This window comes from Cellulomonas sp. P2_B4, from assembly GCF_056404795.1.
Window position 1 is genome coordinate 563,644 of record NZ_JBFUDI010000003.1, and the last position, 18,895, is coordinate 582,538.

Genomic DNA, 18,895 nt, shown 5'->3' on the forward strand with positions numbered 1-18,895 from the left:
ACTCCTCTCGTCCCACGCCGTTGACGGCGAGCTGCCGGCATGTCCTTCTTACGCCACGACGAAGGTTGGAGCACAACGCTGTCGCAATCTCGAAGGAAGGCGTGGCGCTGAAGGCGTGCCTGGGTTCCCCAGCACGTCACGCACGCTCTCATCCGCGACACTGTCCGCACCGTTGAGGTACGAAAGGGCATCTCCGGAAGGTGTGACTGCGCTTGTTCACCGCGCCGAGTCGAGCACCGGGTCGCGTCATCGAGAATGCCGTTGCGCCCGCTACTCCTCCAGAAGAACGCGGACGTCCCACGGCCCCAGCTCGACCAGCGCGCCGGCCGCCAGGGGCTGGGTCGAGAGCAGATCCGTGACGTCGGTCGGCAACAGCACCGAGCAGGCGTCCCACGACCAGTTGTGCAGGACTCGCAGCCGACGCCCTGCGGCCGTCGTCGCTGAGGTCGCCGTGACCGAACCGGTGTTCAGCGAGCTCCAGACGTCCCGGGCACCCGGTACCGCCCAGGCCACCAGCGCAGCCGACAGCTCGGTGTTGGGCACCGTACCGACGACGGTGACGCGCCCCAGCCCCGCCTCAGCGGTGGTGATCGCCGGGTACAGGCCGAACGCGGGGTGCTGATATCGGGCGAGGACCTGGACCGAGCTGTCCGAGACCTGCAAGTAGTCGACCCATGCCGCGCCGGCCGCGGTGTCTGGCAGCTCCAGTGCACCGTCGGAGCCCGTCACGCGCACCGGTGTCGCCAGGTTGCTGAACTCCTGGTAGCTGACGCCAGCGGCGGCGGCGAGCCGCGCCGGCTTGACCTCCGCGCGAGCTCGGGCCTCTCTGTCCGCATATCCGCTGCGCGGTCCGAGCACCAGGTGTCCGCCCGCCTCGGCGTAGTCGCGCAACCAGTCGAGCAGCGCGTCGCTGGCCACGTAGAGCGCAGGCGCCAGCAGGACCGGCAGCTCGGCGGCGACCTCGGCCGGTTCGCGGAGCCGCGTGCCGTCGCCCTTGTCGACCAGCTGGACGTCGTGAACGATTCGCGCCGGCGCGCCGGCGTCGAACGCTCCCCGGTAGAAGGCGTGCACTATTCGCTGGTAGCTGTCGGGGTCCGCGGAGCCGTCGTCGCGGGCGAGCGCCGGCTGACCTTCGAGGCCCCACATCGACTCGTTGGACCACAGCAGCCCCACCACGGCGTCCGGGACGAGTCCGCTCAGGTGATCCTCGGCAGACCTGATCTCTGCACCCAGCGCGGCCAGCTGCTCGTAGACCCGCCCGGGCCGCTGGTCGTGCGGGAGAATTCCGATCCAGTACGTCTCGGCACCGAAATGAAGCGTGTGCCAGTGCCAGTACTCGATCATTCGTGCTCCCCGGACGATCATCGCCCAGGCGGCCTGTCGCCACTGCCCATCGAACGCGGGCGCGTTCATGGCCGGGCCGCCGATGGCCCCGGCATTCGTCTCGGTGACCAAGAACCGCGCCTGCTTCGAGGAGTACATCCGGTCTGCGCTGTGGAATATCGCCCAGGCCCCGTTCACCGTCCAACCCAGCGGGACGTGCCCTGTGGCGGGGAGAGCGAGTCCGTCCTGCATCGCGTAGTAGGGATTGCCCGCTGTCACATCCAGCGCGGCCGTCAGCTCCGGGTCCTGCACTCCAGGCCTGTCGTAGGCGATGCAGGTGGTCACGAACTTCTCGGTGCCGGCGATCTCCCGGACGATCTCGGCCTGCCAACCGATGAACTCGGTGACCATACGGGCCTGGAACTTCCGCCAGGCGAGGTCGTACTGGGGTTGGGCGTTGCTGTCCGGTCGCCAGAGATCCGCCCAGGTAGTGAGCCGATGCGACCAGTAGACGAGCCCCCACTCCCGGTTCAGGGTCTCGACGTCGCCGTACGTGCGGCGTAGGTCGTCGACGAAGGCCTGGAACACACCCTCGTTGTGCAGCAGCTCGAGACCGGGTTCGTTGTCCACCTGGAACCCGACCACGGCGGGATGGTCGTGGTAGCGCCCGACAACGGCACGGATCACGCGCTCGGCGTGGAAGCGGTAGGCCGCGTGCGTCAGGTCCATCTCCTGACGGGCCCCCCAACCGATGCGCTCTCCCGTGCGTCGCTCTCCGGCGATCTCGGGATACTTGCGCGTCAACCACGGGGGCACGGCGTAGGTGGGCGTACCCAGCACGACGGCGATCCCTCGCGAACGCGCGCCGTCCAGGACTGGCTGCAGCCAGTCAAGGTCGAACACTCCGTCCTCTGGCTCCCAGGTGGCCCACGTGGACTCGCCCACCCGGATCACGGTGAAGCCAGCTTCCTGCATGAGGTCGAGGTCCTGGTCGAGCCGGGGGGAGGGTTGGTACTCGTGGTAGTACGCGGCGCCGAAGAGCACGCGGTCGTCCATGTCTGTCAAGGCAACGAGGTCCTCATCTGGAGGGGCAGGCGAGACCGGCGACGTCGCCGATCGTGGTCACTCTTCGCTCCGGGAATCGCCGAAGCGGTTCGAACATGCCACACACGCTACGGGCGCGTGCCCTGGCATCGGGACTCCGCCGGCGGCAAGGCGCCCCCGCGCCAGGTACGTCGCGGGGGCGCCTTGCCAGGCAGGGCCAGCAGCTGCGCTACGGGGTCTCGGTCGCGGCGACGGTCTGGCACCGGGGGTCGATACCGCCGAGGTTGGCGTTGAGCTCCGTGCGGTACTCGGGGGCGACGCCCGCCGCGCAGATGACGTCCCACGCAGCGCTGGGCCAGTTGCTCCCGCTGACCTTCACGTTGTTGATCAGCTGGTTGTTGCGCTGCGCGGCGTTCGGCATCTGGGCACCGCCGGAGTTGTACCAGTTCTCCTGCAGCGTGTTGTCGTTCGTGCCGTTGCCTGCGTCGTACGCGTTGGTGAACACCCACGTGTTCAGGCCACTCAGGACGTTGTGCCGGGAGACCGTGTAGCGGCTGCCCTCGTCCAGATAGATGCCGACGCCGGAGACGTTGTACATGTAGTTGTTCTCGATCACCGTCCCCGGGCTCGCCGAGAGGTTGTAGATGTTGCCGGAGTCGGCGAAGGAGGCCTTGATGTCGTGCACCAGGTTGCCCGCGACCAGGTTGTCCTTGAGCGTCGTCGGCGTCTGGTAGAGCGGGTTGTACTTGTAGTACCCGCGGTTGACGTAGGTCTGGGAGCCGCCGGCGTCGTTGATCCCCCAGCCGTAGCCGGTGTCGATCGCGTAGGCGAGGTTCTCGACCTCGTTGTGGACGATCTGCGCCCTGGTCACGTAGGTGCTGAGGATGCCGGAGTTGTCCTTGTACTCCACGGCGACGTGGCTGATGGTGTTGTTGTCGATGAGGATGTCCTGGTTCGTCATCCGGGGGTCGCTGGGATGATGCGCGTCCGCCCGAACCCCGCCCACGAACAGGGCGTGGCCACCGACCTGGGTGAACACGTTGCCGGTCACGTCGATGTTGCTGGCGCCGAGCCCGACACCCGTGAGCGTCGCGTCGTCGTCGTTGCCGATGCCGAGACCCGACGACCCGAGGTTGCGGAAGGTGTTCCCCGTGAACGTGATGTGGTCGGCGGCGGAAACCTGCACGGCGGAAGGCTCCTGGAACCAGGTGTTGCGCGTCCGCTCGTACTGCTCGCAGCCGCGGCTGCAGCTGGTGAAGGCGTCGGCGGGGCGGTAGTCGTACGTGCCCTTGAGGTAGCCCCCGTTCTGCTGGCTGGCGTAACCGTCGAGCGAGGAGGGGCCGAGCCAGGATGTCCCGGTGAAGGTGAGACCGCTGAACTCCAGGTGGGAGACCGGGGCGTCATAGGTGCCGCCGACGCTGATGAGGGCCTGCACTCGCGGGAGCTCGATGTCGAGGTCCTGTGGGTTCACGCCGTCCGCGGGCTTGTAGTAGAGCTTCCCCGCGTCGGGGTCGACGTACCACTCCCCTGCCTGGTCCAGGAAGCTGAGCGAGTTGTCCAGGTACCAGTGCGGCTTGGCGAGCAGCGAGTACTGCGCCGTGTCCCAGCCCCACGTGTTGTTGTCCCAGGCGGGCTGGGCCATGGTGATCGTGTTGCCCGAGATGCTCTGCACCGGGGAGTAGCGGTCGGTGAAGTCGCCGAGCGACTCGAACTCGATCCGGTTCTGCGTGGGCAGGTTCGCCAGGTAGGCGAGCGCAGGGTTGTTGATCGTCATCCCCGTCGGGGTCAGCGTCAGGTCGCTCAGCGCCACGGGGGTCGAGGCCCGCGGAGCGTTGACGCCGTTGACGTAGAGCTGCCGGGTGTCGAGACCGGCCGGCGTGTTCGTGACGTAGATGTTCTTGGCCTCGTCGTACTGCTGCCAGCCCGAGAGCTGGGTCGAGCCCGAGATCTCGGGGTGCGCGCCCGGAGCAGCCGTCCAGTGCACGGTGTACCCGTTCCGGCCGCCGTCCGGCGCACGGAACTCGAGCGGGTGGTCGATGCGATAGGTGCCGTCGGCGAGCACGACGGTGACGTCGCCCTTCCCCTTGGCGGCCTCGTGTCGCACGACGCCCTGCACCTGCTCCAGCGAGCACGGGTGCTGCTCCTGGCACTGCCCGAGGTCGCGACCGTCGGGTGATGCGTAGTAGACGCTGTCCTTCTGCGGTGGTGCCGCCTGGGCGACCGATGCGCCCAGACCGCTCAGGAGCAGGGTTGCCGCGCCGGCAGCTCCGGCAGTCGCTCGCCACCGGCCCTTCCTTCGAACAGAAACTTCTGGCGTGCGTGACATCAATGTCATGGCTGTTCGCTTCCGTGATGTTGATCGGGGCCGCTTTGCCCTCGATCTACAAAATCATACGTATGACGTATGCGCAAGACCGCGCCTGACGGGGGTCAGGGCTGACACAACAGGCCCACCCCCTGGCGCCCTTGGTCGGCCGGCCTTCGAGCTAGCGGTCCACGCGGGCGCCCCCGCCGGCGGCCAGCTTGAGCACCTCGGACGCGTGGGCCATCGTGGTGTCACCGGGCGTCGTCATCGCGAGCGCGCCGTGAGCCGCTCCGTACTCGACGGCTGTCTCCAGCTCCTCACCTTCGAGCAGACCGTAGATGAGCCCCGACGCGAACGAGTCGCCACCACCGACACGATCCAGGATCTCCAGACGCTCGCGGTGCGTCGCGCTGACGACGCCGGTGGCTCTCGACCAGGCGATGGCGCCCCAGTCGTTCACGCTGGCCGAGTGCACCGTCCGCAGGGTGGTCGCGATGACGCGAAAGTTCGGGTACTGCGCGGCGACGCGGTCGATCATGGCGGCGAACGAGTCGAGGGCGAGCGTGTGGAGATCCTCGTCGACACCGTCGACGTCAAAGCCGAGCGAGGCGGTGAAGTCTTCCTCGTTGCCGATCATGACGTCGATGTGCGGGGCGATCGCACGATTGACTTCTCGTGCACGCTCCTTGCCGCCGACGGCCTTCCACAAGCTCGGGCGGTAGTTCAGGTCATAGCTGACGACGGTGCCATGCTTGCGCGCCACCGTCACCGCTTCGATCACCGTCTCGGCGGCGCTGTCGGAGAGCGCCGCGAAGATGCCGCCGGTGTGGAACCATCGCACGCCCAGATCCCCGAACAGATGCTCCCAGTCGACGTCCCCCGGTGCGAGCTGCGCGGCCGCCGTATGCCCACGGTCGCTGACACCGAGAGCACCACGCACTCCGAAGCCTCGTTCCGTAAAGTTCAGTCCGTTTCGCACCGTGCGGCCGACCCCGTCAAAGGGCAGCCATCGCAGGAACGAGGTGTCGACACCACCGGTGAGGATGCAGTCCTCGACGAGCCGACCGATCTCGTTGTCGGCGAGGGCGGTCACGATCGCCGTGCGGAGGCCGAACGCACGACTCAGACCACGCGCCACGTTGTACTCGCCGCCGCCCTCCCACACCCGGAACGAGCGTGCTGTTCGGATGCGCCCCTCGCCCGGATCGAGCCGCAGCATGACCTCACCGAGCGAGACTGCGTCGTACCGCGCTCCACCTGCGTCACGTATCGACAGGTCCGGCATCATGTCACTCCTCCGCACTCGGTCGTCGGTCGTCGATGAGACTGACGGCCCGCGCCGTCATGTCGCGGATGGCGTCGAAGTCACCGTTCCGCACCAGGTCACGAGACACCATCCAGGAACCTCCGACGGCCAGGACCGCTGGGAGCGCGAGGTACTCGACCACGCTTCCTGGGCCGATGCCGCCGGTCGGCACGAATCCGACCCCCGGGAAGGGTGCCGCGAGCGCTGCCACTGCCGCCGCTCCGCCCGAGGTCGCTGCCGGGAAGAACTTCACCGCGCTCAGGCCGAGCTCGAGGGCCGCCTGCACCTCCGTGGCGGTGACGGCGCCCGGCAGGACGGGCACGCCATGCTCGTGGCAACGTTCGACCACCGCTCGACTCGTTCCCGGCGAGACGACGTAGGAAGCCCCGGCCGCGACGGCGACGTCCACCTGAGCGGGCGTGAGGACCGTGCCCGCGCCGACGAGGACGTCGCCCCGCGCCGCGATGGCCCGGATGGCGTCGGCCGCGGCGTCGGTCCTGAAGGTCACCTCGGCCACCGGCAAGCCTCCGCCCACCAGCGCAGCGGCGAGAGCGTCGGCGTCGCGCGCGTCGTCGACGACGACCACGGGAATGATTCCGTGCCACGCGAGACGGTGCAGGATCTCGCTCATTCGTCACTCAGCTCTCTGCGGTTGCCGCTCTGGGGCGCGACCTGGCCCACAGGCTTCACGAGAACGACACGTGGACGTGCGCATCGATGGTCACCTCACGCCTCCCGCGGGGGCTCCTACACTGGCGCGATGTATGACGAATGGAACACCGACGATCGTGAAGGGCTGCTCTCGCACACCGACGTGGTGATCCAGGGCATCAAAGATATGATCATCAGTGGGGAACTGGGACCTGGCGATCGCCTCCCCGTCGAGAAGGACCTGGCGGCAGCCTTCGGGGTCTCCCGGGGGCCCCTCCGAGAAGGAGTTCGAGCACTCGTGCTGCTCGGCGTGCTCGGAACGCGCCGAGGCAGCGGCACCTACGTCACGTCGTTGGACGCCGCTCGGCTGCTGAGCCCGGTCGGGTTCCTCGGAGATCTCTACCAGCCCTCGAGCTCGGCACACCTGTCGGCGGTCCGGCGGGTGCTGGAGGTCGAGGCGGTCGGACATGCCGCCAGGGCGCTCGACGACGAGGACCTGGACAGACTCGCCGCCATCTTGGACGAGTTCGACCGTGCCCTCGCCAACGATGCCGACGCCCAGGTGCTCCAGGCGGCCATCGACGCCGACAGCCGGTTCCACTCGACGATCGCGCGGGCCGGCGGCAACCCGGTCCTCGCCGCGCTGGTGGAGAGCCTGGTGGGACGGACATTTCGGTACCGCCTGTGGAGGGCGATCCACGAGCGGGGCGCCAACCGACAGACGCAGGCTGAGCACCGGGCCATCCTGGAGGCACTGCGACGAGGGGACGCGGACGCGGCCAGGATCCAGATGGCCGCTCATCTTCTCGCGGTGGAGCAGTCGATCGAGCATCAGGAGGCGTCCCCGCCGGACCAGACGGCACCGCCCGGGTAGGAGTGGGCCGCCACCGACGCCTCGTGCATCTGCGCGGAGTATCCCGGCCTCGACGGCAGGAGATAGTTGCCGCCCCTGACCACGCACGGATCGGTGAAGTGCTCGTGCAGGTGGTCGACGAACTCCGTCACCCGGTTCTCCAGCGTTCCCGACACGGCGACGAAGTCGAATATCGACAGATGCTGCACCAGCTCGCACAGTCCGACACCCCCGGCGTGCGGGCACACCGGGACGTCGAACTTCTTGGCCATCAGGTAGACCGAGAGGATCTCGTTGACGCTCGCAAGCCGTGCGGCGTCGAGCTGACAGAAGTCGATCGCTCCCGCCTGGAACATCTGCTTGAACAGCACACGGTTCATCCCGTGCTCGCCCGTGGCCACACCGATGGGGGCGACTGCCTTGCGGATGGCCGCGTGGCCGAGGACGTCATCCGGGCTCGTCGGCTCCTCGATCCAGTGGGGCGCGAACTCGGCGAGTCGGCCCACCCACTCGATCGCCTCCGGGACGTCCCAGACCTGGTTGGCGTCGATCATGAGCTTCGCCTCCCACCCGATCACCTCGCGAGCGATGCGCAGCCGGCGCACGTCATCGTCGACGTCCGCCCCGACCTTGAGCTTGACGTGCCGGTAGCCCTCGTCGACGGCCTCCTGCAGCAGTCGACGGAGCTTGTCGTCGGAGTACCCCAGCCATCCCGCGGACGTCGTGTAGCAGGGGTAGCCGCCGCGCGACTCGAGCTCCGCGATCCGCTCGAGGCGCGTGGGCTCCATCTCGGCGAAGAGAGCGATCGCCTCGTCGCGGGTGAGCGCGTCCGAGAGGTAGCGCAGGTCTGCGGCGTCGACCAGCTCCTCCGGGGTCATCTCGACCAGGAGTCGCCAGAGCGGTTTGCCGGCGCGACGGGCCGCGAGGTCCCACAGCGCGTTCATGACGGCGGCCATCGCCAGGTGGACGACGCCCTTCTCGGGCCCCAGCCACCGCAGCTGGGAATCCGAGCCCAGCTCTCGGTACACCTCGCCGAGGTCGCCGACCAGCACGCTGACGTCCCGGCCGATCAAGGGCTGCGCGCGCTGGCGAGCGGCCTCGACCGCGAGATCGTTCCCGCGCCCGATGGTGAACGTGAACCCGTAGCCGGCCAGGGTCGGGTCGTCGGTCTCCAGGACGACGTAAGCGGCGGAGTAGTCGCCGTCCTTGTTCATCGCGTCCGAACCGTCCTGCGACCGCGACGTCGGGAAGCGGACGTCGTGGACACGAACACCGGTGATCGTCGTCATGCGTGCGGTCCTCGCTCGAAGGTGGTTGCCGGCAGGAGGCCCTCGGCGATGAGGGCGGTCCACAGCTCCTCCGGCACGGTGGTGCCCGCTCGGGCGACAAGGCTCCGGACGTGGGCTGCGGTTCGGGTTCCGACGACCACCGACGCGACGGCGGGGTGTCGGAAGGGAAACTGGACGGCGACATCGGGCAGCGTCACACCGTGCGCCTCGCACACGGCTGCGATCCGGCGGGCCCGCTCGACGAGCGTCACGGGCGCGGCGCCGTAGTCGTACCGAGCTGCGTCGGGAACGGTCGGCGCAGCCAGCAGCCCGGAGTTGTAGACGCCGGCCGCGACCACCCGCACGCCGCGCGCGTGCGCAACGGGGAGGAGGTCGCTCGCTGCTGACTGATCGATGAGGGTCCAACGCCCGGCCACCATGACGACGTCGACGTCGCACCGTCGAACGAGGTCGGCGAGCAGTGCGGACTGGTTCATGCCGGCGCCCACGGCGTGCACGACGCCCTGGTCGCGGAGCTCGATGAGCGTGTTGATACCGGCGGTGCTCGCCTGCGCCCAGTGGTCGTCGGGGTCGTGGAGATAGACGACGTCGATCCGGTCGGTACCCAGACGCTCCAGGCTCTGTTCGAGCGATCGTAGGACGCCGTCACGCGAGAAGTCCCAGACGCGTCGATGGGCCGCGGCGACCACGAACCCGGCATCGTCGACATCTCCAGCCCCCTCGGGGCTCGGCACCAGGAGCCTTCCGACCTTCGTGGACAGCACGTACTCGTCGCGCGGGCGGTCCCGGAGTGCAGCGCCGAGTCGCCGCTCGGACAGGCCGAGTCCGTAGTGAGGTGCGGTGTCGAAGTATCGGACGCCCGCATCCCACGCGGCATCCACCGCCTCTCGGGAGGCGTCGTCGGTGGTGATCCGGTTGAGGTTCCCGAACTGGGCGGCCCCGATGCCCAGGCGAGTCAGTGGCGCCCCGTGCCATGGCCTGCGCGTCGGCACGCTCGAACCTCCATCCTCCTCGTGGCAAGCAGATTGGTAAGATCAATCATGGCACACAGCGCGTTGCACGCGCCTGCTCTTCCCTTCAAGACGCACCGTAGTACTGTCGCAGGTATGACTTATCGACACGGTAGCCCGACCCGGTCAGTGGGGGCCGCCTACGTGGGAAACGCATCCATCGAGATCCTCGACGTCGCGCCTGGCGCGCCCGATGCCGGGGAGGTCCAGATCCGCGTCGCCTACGTCGGGCTGTGCGGTACCGACCTGCACATCCTTCACGGCGCCATGGACGCACGCGTGAGCACACCGTTGATCTTCGGTCACGAGATGAGCGGCACGATCGAGCAGGTCGGCGAGGGTGTGGACGGCTGGGCGCCCGGTGACCGCGTGACGGTGATGCCGCTCGCCTGGGACGGGACCTGCCCGGCATGCCTGGCCGGTCACCAGCACATCTGCCAGAACCTGGACTTCATCGGGATCGACTCCCCCGGCGCCCTGCAGACGCTGTGGAACGTGCCCGCCGACACGGTCGTCACACTGCCTTCGGGCTTGGCCCTGGACGTCGCCGCGCTCGTCGAACCGACGGCCGTCGCCGTGCACGACGTCCGCCGAGGTGAGGTCGTCCCCGGCGACCGCGTCGTCGTGCTCGGTGGTGGCCCGATCGGTGTTCTCATCGCGACGGTCGCCCGGCATGCCGGGGCGACGGTCGCCATCGTCGAACCGGACCCCGGCCGCCGCGCCCAGATAGAACAGCTCGGTCATGTGGCGATCGACCCCCGCACGACTGATCAGGCGGCATGGGTCGCCACCTGGACCGACGGTGCAGGTGCGGATGTCGTCTTCGAGGTTTCGGGTGCGGCGACCGCCGTCGCTGCGTCCACCGGCCTCGCAAAGGTCAGGGGAACGATCGTGGTGGTCGCGATCCACGGAGTCCCCAGAGAGGTCGACCTCAAGCGGGTCTTCTGGCGCGAGCTTCGACTGCTCGGGGCCCGCGTGTACGAGCGGACCGACTTCGACGCCGCGACCGCACTGCTGGCCGACGGCGTCGTGCCCAGCGAGCTGCTGATCTCGCGCGTCGTTCCGCTGACCGACGTCCGGGCCGCGTTCGACGACCTGGAACAGGGGCGCGCCATGAAGATCCTCGTGGACGTCGCGGGCGTGGAGGATGCCACGTGAGCCCGTTCGACCTGACGGGCCGGCTCGCCGTCGTCACCGGCGCGAAGCGCGGCATCGGCTTCGCCTTCGCGGAGGCGCTCGCCGCCGCAGGTGCCGACGTGATCGGCGTCAGTGCGACCCTCGAGCGCGAAGGCAGCGCGGTGGCGCGGGCGGTCGAGTCGCACGGGCGCACCTTCGAGAGCCACGCCGCGGACTTCGCCGATCGGGATGCCGTCACCAGGCTCGGTGAGGTCCTCGCGAAGCGCGAGCCCGACATCCTCGTGAACAACGCCGGCACGATCGCACGCACGCCGGCCGCGCACCACCCCCTCGACTGGTGGGACCACGTACTCGAGGTCAACCTCACCAGCCACTTCGTGCTGACCCAGCTCATCGCGCGCCCGATGCTCGAGCGCGGCTCGGGCAAGATCATCTTCACGGCAAGCCTGTTGAGCTATCAGGGTGGGATCAACGTTCCCGGGTACACGGCCTCCAAGTCCGCCGTTGCGGGACTGACGAAGGCGCTCGCCAACGAGTGGGCGCCACGCGGGGTCAACGTCAACGCGATCGCACCCGGCTACATCGCGACCGACAACACCCAAGCCCTCCAGGACGACCCTGCGCGCTCGCGCGCCATCCTCGAACGGATCCCCGCCGGACGTTGGGGCGCGGCCGCGGACCTCGGCGGGGCTGTCGTGTTCCTCGCGTCCTCCGCGTCGGACTACGTCGACGGTGTCACCCTGCCCGTCGACGGTGGATGGCTCGGACGATGACCAGATCCGTCCGTTCCGCGTGCTCCGGCTCCGTTCCACCCCAGCGCGGGTGAGCGCCCGTCGGGCATGAGACACCGGACGATGCCGCGGACGACCTGCGCCCGATGACGCGCGATATCGACGCGTCCTTCGTGTCGTCGGACGGCGTTCGACGCACCCGCCGAGCGATCGCCTCGGGCAGCCTGCCCGAACTGATCGACGCCTCGTCGCTTCGTCGAAGGCAAGATCGAGTGCATCGACCCCGATCAGCTCGGACGCGCGCAGCACACGTTCGCCCAGGCGTGACGGGGTCCGAGATGGCGGAGCTCACGGGGCTGGTCGCCGCGGTCACCGGCCGAGCGTCGGGCATCAGGCTGGCAACCGCGCGCCGGGCCCGGTATCAGCGTGTCCACCCTCAGGGGTCAAGGCCCTGGGGGCGTACGACGCCACAGGGTTGCTCCCACTGGGTTCAAGCGCGTCGCCGGACCGGGCCGGTCGAACGACGCACGATCAGCTCGGAGTGTCGCGGTGGAAGTGGCGGGGGCGCTACGCCGTCGATGCGCGCGAGCAGCTGCTGCACCGCATCCCTGCCCTGGGCAATGAAATCGAGCCGAAGGGTCGTGAGCGGCGGCGAGAAGTACGCCGCCTCCGGGGTGTCATCGACTCCCGTCACGCTCACGTCGTCCGGTACACGGTAGCCGCGCTCGTTGAGGGCGAGGATGACACCGAGCGCAGTCTGGTCGTTCGCTGCGACGAACGCCGTCGCGGGCAGTTCGCCCGGCCAGGACGCGATTGCCTCATAGCCGGAGCGGGCGGACCAGTCGCCGTGAATGACGCCGCGAGAGCGCAGGCCGAGCTCGACGACCGCGGCCTCGTACTCGCGGATGCGGTTGCGCGCCCCCACCCAATCCTGCGGGCCGGCGATGTGCACGACATCACGGTGACCGAGATCGGCGAGGTGACGCAGCACGGCGAAGAGGCCATTTCCGGCGGGCGTGGAGTCGGTCGGCGTCTTGTCTTTGCCTGTGGCCAGGTGGAGCGGCACCCGGAACGTCGTCGTCTCCACCACGTTCGTCACCTCGTCGGTCGACGAGAGCGCCAGCACGCCGGCGAGGTCGAACTGCGATGCGAGGTCGATGGACTCGCGAATCGCTGCGGGGTTGTGCACATCCAGCGTGATGACGTCCAGCAAGTAGCCGGCATCCCGGGCGGCCATGTTGGCGCCCTCGAGGATCTTGCTCGGACCGACCTGCGTGATCTCATGGGTGAGCGCAGCGATCCTGTGCGAGCGGCCCGTAGTCAGCGAGCGGGCGTTCATGTTGGGCCTGTAGTCGAGTTCGCGGATCGCTTTGGCGACGCGGTCGCGCGTGTCGGGGCGGATGCCCACGTAGCCCTTCAGCAACCTGGTCACGGTCGCGTGGGACACGCCGGCAACTCGCGCCACGTCATAGATCGTGGCTGGCCGTTCGACGCTTGGTTGCGCCTCGATCATCTTTCCTCCGCCGCAACTTGGACTCGTAACCATAACGTTACCGGCAGGCCTCGATCTTTCATCGGGTCGAACGCTCGGCCTGGGAGACGCCCGACCCGCCGTCAGCGTCGACGGTCGACCGCGGATCCAACCCGCTCCGCTTCTTTCCCCTGGAACGTGCTCCTCGAGCTGCGGCGACGCGACCTTCGACGAGCCACATCATCCCAGGTCAGGAGCGCTTTTCACGTCGCCGGCACGCCGCCACCGTGCAAGGACGACACTGGGGCTTGACACCGCAATGTTACCGGCAACATCATGGTGCCCCAGAGAATGTTGCCGATAACATCGGCGCAGCCCAGCCACAATGGAGTGAGCTCTTGGCCGACGCGCACCTGCTACCTGACCGCATCCTCTTCGGGGCAGCCTTCTACGACGAGTACCGCGTCAACGGTGACCTCGAGCGCGACCTTGACCTGATGGCCGAGGCATCGTTCTCGGTCATTCGCGTTGGCGAGTCTGTGTGGGCGACGTGGGAGCCAGAGCCGGGGGTGTATCACCTCGACTGGCTGCAGCCCGTGCTCGACGGTGCGCATGCCCGCGGCATCTCGGTCGTGCTCGGTACGCCAACCTATGCCGTTCCCCCGTGGCTGCGCGCCATGGATCCGGAGCTCGCGGGCGAGGAGGCCACGGGGGTGCGCCATCCCTGGGGGTGGCGCCAGGAGGTCGACATCACGCATCCCCTGTTCCGGCAGCACGCGGAGGGCGTCATCCGGGCGATCGCCGCAAGGTATGCCAGCCACCCCGCGATCATCGGCTACCAGGTCGACAACGAGCCTGGCCCGTTCCTCCTGCACAACCAGCGCGTGTTCGATGGCTTCCTGGGCTGGCTCGAAGGACGGTACGGGGATGTCGAGACGCTCAACCGCGAATGGGGGCTCACGTTCTGGTCGCAGCGCATCCGCAGCTGGGACGAGCTCTGGCGTCCCGATGGCAACCACTCGCCGCAGTACCAGCTCGAGTGGCGCCGCTACCAGGCCGAGCTCGTCACCGAGTTCATCGCGTGGCAGGCCCGCATCGTGCGCGAGTACGCGGGTTCCCGCCAGTTCGTGACGACCTGCATTTCGTACGAACGCCCGGCGATCGACGACCGCCAGCTCGTGCAGCAGCTCGATGTCACGGCGGGCAATCCCTACTACCTGATGCAGGAGGCTCTCCGCATCGGGGTTGAGGTGCCGCGAACCGCGAAGTGGTGGTCGTCGGGAGTGTGGGCACTCTTTGAGCAGGGTGACCGCATGTTCAGCTCGGCACAGGCTCCGTTCCTGGTCACCGAGACGAATGCGCAGTCCATCGGGCAGTCCCACTGGCAACACCACACGCCGTACCCGGGCCAGATAGCGCTCGCGGGCCTCGCGCTCGTGGCCCGCGGTGCTCGGATGATCGAGTACTGGCAGTGGCAGACACCCCACTACGGCATCGAGACCTACTGGGGCGGGGTGCTGCCGCACAGTGGCCGACCCGGTCGCATCTACCGCGAGATCGCGGAGCTCGGTCGCCGGTTGCGCGACCTCGGGCCAGTGCTCGAGGGGTTCACGCCCGATGCCGATGTCGCCCTGCTCTACTCGATCGACACCAAGCACAGTTTCGAGTTCTACCCGCCGCTCGCCGACGCCGAGGGCGGCCCGGATCGCATGTCGTACCTGCGGATCTTCGATCGCTACTACCGCGCGGCTTTCGAGGCGGGTATCCAGAGTCGGATCGTGCACGCAGACCAGTTCCGGGAGCGCGCCGCGGAGGACGTCGTGGCCCAGTTCCCCACCCTCGTCGTGCCGACCCTCTACGTCGCCGATGACGGCATGCTCGACGCCCTCGTGCGTTACGCGGAGGCAGGCGGGCATCTCGTGGTCGGCATCCGAACCGGCTACGGTGACCAGCTCGCCCGGGCACGGCCCGAGCGAGCGCCCGGGCGTCTCGCCGCCGCGGCGGGGGTCTGGTACGACGAGTACTCCTCGCTCGACGCTCCGGTCGGCATCGACGGCGCCACCTTCGGCGGCGGCCGAGCCGAGGGTTGGGCCGATGCGCTCGTCGCCGACGGCGCCGATGTTGTGGCCGTGTACTCCTCGGGCATCTACGCGGGCCGACCCGCGGTGACCTCGCGCGAGCACGGTGCAGGGCGCGTCACCTACGTGGGCACGCTGCCCGACCTTGCGCTTGCGACATCCCTTCTTCGCTGGGCCGTACCGATCACGAGCGCGAGCGAATGGCAGCGGGATGCCCCGGTCACGGTCACCTCCGGCAGCAGTGGCGGCGAGCGCGTCTGGTTCATCAGCAACTGGTCACCTGAGCCCGCCACCGCTCACCCGCCGCAGCGGAGCGGCGAGAAACCCATCGTTCTCGAACCGTGGGATGTCACCGTCCTCGTCGAGCAACGCGACCCCGATTCCGGGGCCGTTTACATCCCGGAGCCAGAGAGAGTAGAGCAATCATGAGGCAAGGAGCACGCAAGGCCGCGGTCGCGATCACCTCGATCGCCGCCGTGGCGGCATTGACGCTCACCGGCTGCACGTCCAGCTCAGGTTCGGACGACAACAGCAGCCCAGGCTCGGATGGCACGGGCGGCGCCAGCGGTCCGATCACGGATGCGCAACGCGAGGAAGCGCTGAACACGCCGACCGACCTGACCTTTTGGACCTGGGTACCCGACGTTCAGGACCAGGTCGACATGTTCGAGAAGGAGTACCCGCAGATCCACGTGACGGTCGAGAACGTCGGCCAGGGCTTGGATCACTATTCCAAGGTGCGCACAGCCTCGAAGGCCGGTACCGGCGGCCCCGACGTGGTCCAGCTGGAGTACCAGTTCATCTCCTCGTTCGCGCAGACCGGCGAGCTGCTCGATCTGACGCCGTACGGCGCGGCAGACCTCGCGGACCAGTACGTGCCGTGGGTCTGGAAGCAGGTCGTCTMCAACGACCAGGTGCTCGCGATCCCGCAGGACTCGGGGCCCATGGGCAACCTGTACCGCGAGGACATCATGACGGCGGCGGGTGTCACTGAGCCTCCCGCTACGTGGGCGGACTACAAGACCGCCGCGGAGAAGGTGCGCGCGACCACGGACTCCTACATCTCCAACATGGCGCCGAGCCAGGGCGCAGGCTGGCTCGGGCTGTTGTGGCAGGCGGGTGTCAAGCCGTTCGGCTATGACGGCGGGCAGAATGTCACGATCGACGTGAACAGCCCTGAGGCCAAGAAAGTGATGGCCTACTGGCAGGACATGATCCAGAACGATCTCGTCTCTATCGACCCTGACTTCAACGACGAGTGGTACCAGGGTCTCAACCAGGGCAAGTACGCCGGCTGGCTGACGGCGGCGTGGGCTCCGGTCTTCCTCTCCGGTGCCGCGAAGGACACGTCGGGCCTGTGGCGCGCCGCGCCGCTGCCGCAGTGGGACACGAGCAAGCCGGCCTCGGGCAACCAGGGCGGTTCAGCCGACGCGGTGCTCAAGACCACGAAGAACCCGATCGCGGCCTACGAGCTGGCGAAGTGGATCAACAACGCACACGACCCAGCGTTGCTGTTCACGACCCAGCAGAACTTCTTCCCGACCGAGGTCTCGGTGCTCGAGGACCCGGTCTTCGTCGACCAGAAGTCTGACTTCTACGGTGGACAGCAGGTCAACAAGCTCTTCGCGGAGATCTCCACAACGGTAGACACTGATTGGCAGTGGCTGCCCTTCATGGAGTTCGCCTACTCCAGCTTCAACGAAACGTTCGGGGCCGCCGTCGCGGCCAAGGGCGACCTCGCTGCGGGCCTGGATGCCTGGCAGGACGCGCTCGTCGACTATGCAAAGCAGCAGGGCTTCACGGTMAACGAATAGAAAGCGGGCGGCCCGGGGATCAAACCCCGGGCCGCTCCCGCCGAACCATCACCTGATCGAAGGAGCTCGAGATGACCAACGCGATCCAGCGGAAGCAGCACCTCGTTGCCTACGGATTCATCCTCCCATTCTTTGCCGTGTTCGCGACGATGTTCATCGCACCGCTCGCCTACTCGGGCTACCTGAGTTTTTTCGCGCACAAGCTCGTCGGCGGCGTGAAATTCGTCGGCTTCGGAAACTATGTGCGCGCGTTCCAGGATCCCGCTTTCCTGTACGGACTCGGGCGTACCGCACTCATTCTCCTGATACAGGTGCCCATCATGCTCGGGCTCGCGCTGTTCTTCGCGCTCGCGCTCGACTCCGGTCGAGCGCGCGGCAGCAAGGCGGTGCGGCTGCTCATCTTCTTGCCCTTCGCGGTGCCCGGAGTCGTCGCCGTGCTCATGTGGGGCTACATCTACGGGCAGGACTTCGGACTCACTGGCCAGGTCACCCGCGCACTCGGGTTGCCACCCACGGACTTTCTCTCGGATCAGCTCGTCTTGTTCTCGATCATGAACATCGTGACGTGGGCGTTCGTCGGCTACAACATGATCATCCTGTATGCGGCGCTCAAGTCGATTCCCTCCGAGCTGTACGAGGCCGCCGAGATCGACGGCGCGAGCCAATGGCGACTGGCCCGGAGCGTGAAGATCCCGATGATTCGGCCCGCCATCTTCCTGACCGTCATCTTCTCGGTCATCGGAAGCTTCCAGATCTTCAACGAACCGAAACTGCTGGTGGAGATCGCTCCGACCGCGATCACGCAGGGGTTCACGCCCAACTTCTACGCCTTCAACGTCGCGTTCGTGAACCAGGACATCAATTACGCTGCGGCGATCGCATTCCTGCTCGGCTTCGTCATCATGATCGTCTCGTACGTCGTGCAACTGAGTATGCAGAAGAGGGAGCTCCGGTCGTGACCGCCCAGTTGACTCCCGTGGCAGCGCCACCCGGCAAGTCGTCCAAGAGCGACAAGCGCCGCAAGGCGGGCAATCGCGGAAAGCGCCGCAGCAATCTGCTCACCCTGGTGATGTGGATCAGTGTGCTCTACTTCGTGGTGCCGCTCATCTGGCTCTTCATGTCCGCGACAAAAGACAACAGCGACCTGTTCACCAGCTTCGGGCTGTGGTTCGGCCATGACTTCAACCTGTTCGCGAACCTCAGGGACGTGTTCGCGTACCAGGACGGCATCTACGCGCGTTGGGCGCTGAACACGGCCATCTACTCGACCGTGGCCGCGGTCGGCGCGACCGCGCTCGCGACCATGGCGGGCTATGCGTTCGCAAAGTACAGGTTCCCGGGCGACAAGTTGCTGTTCGCGATCACTTTGGGCGCGATCATGATCCCGCTCACCGCACTGGCGATCCCCACCTATCTGCTGTTTTCGTCCGCGCACCTCACCAATACGCCGTGGGCCGTCATCCTGCCTTCGCTCGTGAGTCCGTTCGGCGTGTTCCTCATGCGCGTGTACGCGGCCGACGCCGTACCCGACTCGCTCATGCAGGCTGCACGAGTGGATGGCGCGGGCGAATATCGGATTTTCTGGACGGTCTCCCTCCGCCTGCTCGCGCCTGGCATGGTCACCGTGATGCTGTTCACATTCGTGGCGACCTGGAACAACTACTTCTTGCCGCTCATCATGCTCAACAGCGGAAAGCTATTGCCCCTGACGGTCGGACTCGCGCAGCAGCAGGCGACCTCGGCGGCGGGCGGTGGCGCACAAGCGCTGTTCTCGACCGTGATCGCCGGCGCGTTCCTGTCGATCATCCCGCTGATCATCGTGTTCTTGTACCTGCAACGTTTCTGGCAGACCGGTCTCGCGACCGGCGGCGTGAAGGGCTGAC

The 18,895-nt window shown here is 67.6% G+C and carries 14 protein-coding genes; 7 read left to right on the forward strand and 7 right to left on the reverse strand.

The window, feature by feature from the left end:
- Positions 1 to 270: 270 nt before the first annotated feature.
- The 4 genes from AC1DZC_RS07510 to AC1DZC_RS07525 all read right to left on the reverse strand — a co-directional run bounded on the left by AC1DZC_RS07510 (position 271) and on the right by AC1DZC_RS07525 (position 6,609).
- Entirely contained in the window at positions 271 to 2,379 is a 2,109-nt protein-coding gene (locus tag AC1DZC_RS07510; RefSeq protein ID WP_477042842.1) for a beta-galactosidase, read from the reverse strand.
- Between the two features lie 217 nt (positions 2,380 to 2,596).
- A complete protein-coding gene (locus AC1DZC_RS07515) occupies positions 2,597 to 4,702 on the reverse strand; it encodes a right-handed parallel beta-helix repeat-containing protein (protein WP_477038043.1) in 2,106 nt (701 codons plus the stop codon).
- 151 nt (positions 4,703 to 4,853) lie between these two features.
- Positions 4,854 to 5,957 carry a PfkB family carbohydrate kinase gene (locus AC1DZC_RS07520; RefSeq protein WP_477042843.1) on the reverse strand — a complete coding sequence of 368 codons (1,104 nt, stop codon included), beginning with the start codon at positions 5,955 to 5,957 and terminating at the stop codon, positions 4,854 to 4,856.
- A 4-nt stretch (positions 5,958 to 5,961) separates the two neighbouring features.
- Positions 5,962 to 6,609 carry a bifunctional 4-hydroxy-2-oxoglutarate aldolase/2-dehydro-3-deoxy-phosphogluconate aldolase gene (locus AC1DZC_RS07525; RefSeq protein ID WP_477042788.1) on the reverse strand — a complete coding sequence of 216 codons (648 nt, stop codon included), beginning with the start codon at positions 6,607 to 6,609 and terminating at the stop codon, positions 5,962 to 5,964.
- Positions 6,610 to 6,738: 129 nt separating this feature from the next.
- Between AC1DZC_RS07525 and AC1DZC_RS07530 the strand changes: the two genes are divergently transcribed.
- Entirely contained in the window at positions 6,739 to 7,503 is a 765-nt protein-coding gene (locus AC1DZC_RS07530) for a FadR/GntR family transcriptional regulator (RefSeq protein WP_477042789.1), read from the forward strand.
- On the opposite strand, the gene AC1DZC_RS07535 is transcribed toward AC1DZC_RS07530, so the two are convergent.
- Positions 7,461 to 8,771 carry an L-fuconate dehydratase gene (locus tag AC1DZC_RS07535; RefSeq protein WP_477042790.1) on the reverse strand — a complete coding sequence of 437 codons (1,311 nt, stop codon included), beginning with the start codon at positions 8,769 to 8,771 and terminating at the stop codon, positions 7,461 to 7,463. The two genes, AC1DZC_RS07530 and AC1DZC_RS07535, sit on opposite strands and share 43 nt — an antisense overlap.
- Complete coding sequence (locus AC1DZC_RS07540) at positions 8,768 to 9,763, reverse strand: aldo/keto reductase (protein WP_477042791.1); 996 nt, start codon at positions 9,761 to 9,763, stop codon at positions 8,768 to 8,770. The genes AC1DZC_RS07535 and AC1DZC_RS07540 overlap by 4 nt, the downstream gene beginning before the upstream one ends.
- A gap of 162 nt (positions 9,764 to 9,925) precedes the next feature.
- On the opposite strand from AC1DZC_RS07540, the gene AC1DZC_RS07545 reads away from it, so the two are divergent.
- Both AC1DZC_RS07545 and AC1DZC_RS07550 read left to right on the forward strand, forming a co-directional pair.
- Complete coding sequence (locus AC1DZC_RS07545) at positions 9,926 to 10,939, forward strand: zinc-dependent alcohol dehydrogenase (protein ID WP_477042792.1); 1,014 nt, start codon at positions 9,926 to 9,928, stop codon at positions 10,937 to 10,939.
- Positions 10,936 to 11,691: an SDR family oxidoreductase gene (locus AC1DZC_RS07550; RefSeq protein WP_477042793.1), complete on the forward strand. Its 756-nt coding sequence runs from the start codon at positions 10,936 to 10,938 to the stop codon at positions 11,689 to 11,691. The genes AC1DZC_RS07545 and AC1DZC_RS07550 overlap by 4 nt, the downstream gene beginning before the upstream one ends.
- A 448-nt stretch (positions 11,692 to 12,139) precedes the next feature.
- Here AC1DZC_RS07550 and AC1DZC_RS07555 read toward each other — a convergent pair whose 3' ends face one another.
- Positions 12,140 to 13,162 carry a LacI family DNA-binding transcriptional regulator gene (locus AC1DZC_RS07555; RefSeq protein ID WP_477038051.1) on the reverse strand — a complete coding sequence of 341 codons (1,023 nt, stop codon included), beginning with the start codon at positions 13,160 to 13,162 and terminating at the stop codon, positions 12,140 to 12,142.
- Between the two features lie 356 nt (positions 13,163 to 13,518).
- Here AC1DZC_RS07555 and AC1DZC_RS07560 point away from each other — a divergent pair, with 356 nt between their 5' ends.
- The 4 genes from AC1DZC_RS07560 (at position 13,519) to AC1DZC_RS07575 (ending at position 18,894) form a co-directional block, all read left to right on the forward strand.
- Positions 13,519 to 15,627: a beta-galactosidase gene (locus AC1DZC_RS07560; RefSeq protein WP_477042794.1), complete on the forward strand. Its 2,109-nt coding sequence runs from the start codon at positions 13,519 to 13,521 to the stop codon at positions 15,625 to 15,627.
- On the forward strand, positions 15,624 to 17,012 hold the full coding sequence (locus tag AC1DZC_RS07565; RefSeq protein WP_477042795.1) for an ABC transporter substrate-binding protein: 1,389 nt from the start codon (positions 15,624 to 15,626) through the stop codon (positions 17,010 to 17,012). The genes AC1DZC_RS07560 and AC1DZC_RS07565 overlap by 4 nt, the downstream gene beginning before the upstream one ends.
- 71 nt (positions 17,013 to 17,083) lie before the next feature.
- Positions 17,084 to 17,971 (forward strand): carbohydrate ABC transporter permease, encoded by an 888-nt coding sequence (locus AC1DZC_RS07570; RefSeq protein WP_477042796.1) that lies wholly within the window; start codon positions 17,084 to 17,086, stop codon positions 17,969 to 17,971.
- 110 nt (positions 17,972 to 18,081) lie between these two features.
- Positions 18,082 to 18,894 (forward strand): carbohydrate ABC transporter permease, encoded by an 813-nt coding sequence (locus tag AC1DZC_RS07575; RefSeq protein ID WP_477038099.1) that lies wholly within the window; start codon positions 18,082 to 18,084, stop codon positions 18,892 to 18,894.
- The last annotated feature ends 1 nt before the right edge of the window (position 18,895 follow it).

Excerpts from the sequence above, each read along its gene's own strand:
- AC1DZC_RS07530 (WP_477042789.1), top strand. The coding sequence starts at position 6,739 with ATGTATGACGAATGGAACACCGACGATCGTGAAGGGCTGCTCTCGCAC.
- AC1DZC_RS07555 (WP_477038051.1), bottom strand. The coding sequence starts at position 13,162 with ATGATCGAGGCGCAACCAAGCGTCGAACGGCCAGCCACGATCTATGAC.
- AC1DZC_RS07525 (WP_477042788.1), bottom strand. The coding sequence starts at position 6,609 with ATGAGCGAGATCCTGCACCGTCTCGCGTGGCACGGAATCATTCCCGTG.
- AC1DZC_RS07575 (WP_477038099.1), top strand. The coding sequence starts at position 18,082 with ATGTGGATCAGTGTGCTCTACTTCGTGGTGCCGCTCATCTGGCTCTTC.
- AC1DZC_RS07510 (WP_477042842.1), bottom strand. The coding sequence starts at position 2,379 with ATGGACGACCGCGTGCTCTTCGGCGCCGCGTACTACCACGAGTACCAA.
- AC1DZC_RS07520 (WP_477042843.1), bottom strand. The coding sequence starts at position 5,957 with ATGCCGGACCTGTCGATACGTGACGCAGGTGGAGCGCGGTACGACGCA.
- AC1DZC_RS07570 (WP_477042796.1), top strand. The coding sequence starts at position 17,084 with ATGACCAACGCGATCCAGCGGAAGCAGCACCTCGTTGCCTACGGATTC.
- AC1DZC_RS07515 (WP_477038043.1), bottom strand. The coding sequence starts at position 4,702 with ATGACATTGATGTCACGCACGCCAGAAGTTTCTGTTCGAAGGAAGGGC.
- AC1DZC_RS07535 (WP_477042790.1), bottom strand. The coding sequence starts at position 8,771 with ATGACGACGATCACCGGTGTTCGTGTCCACGACGTCCGCTTCCCGACG.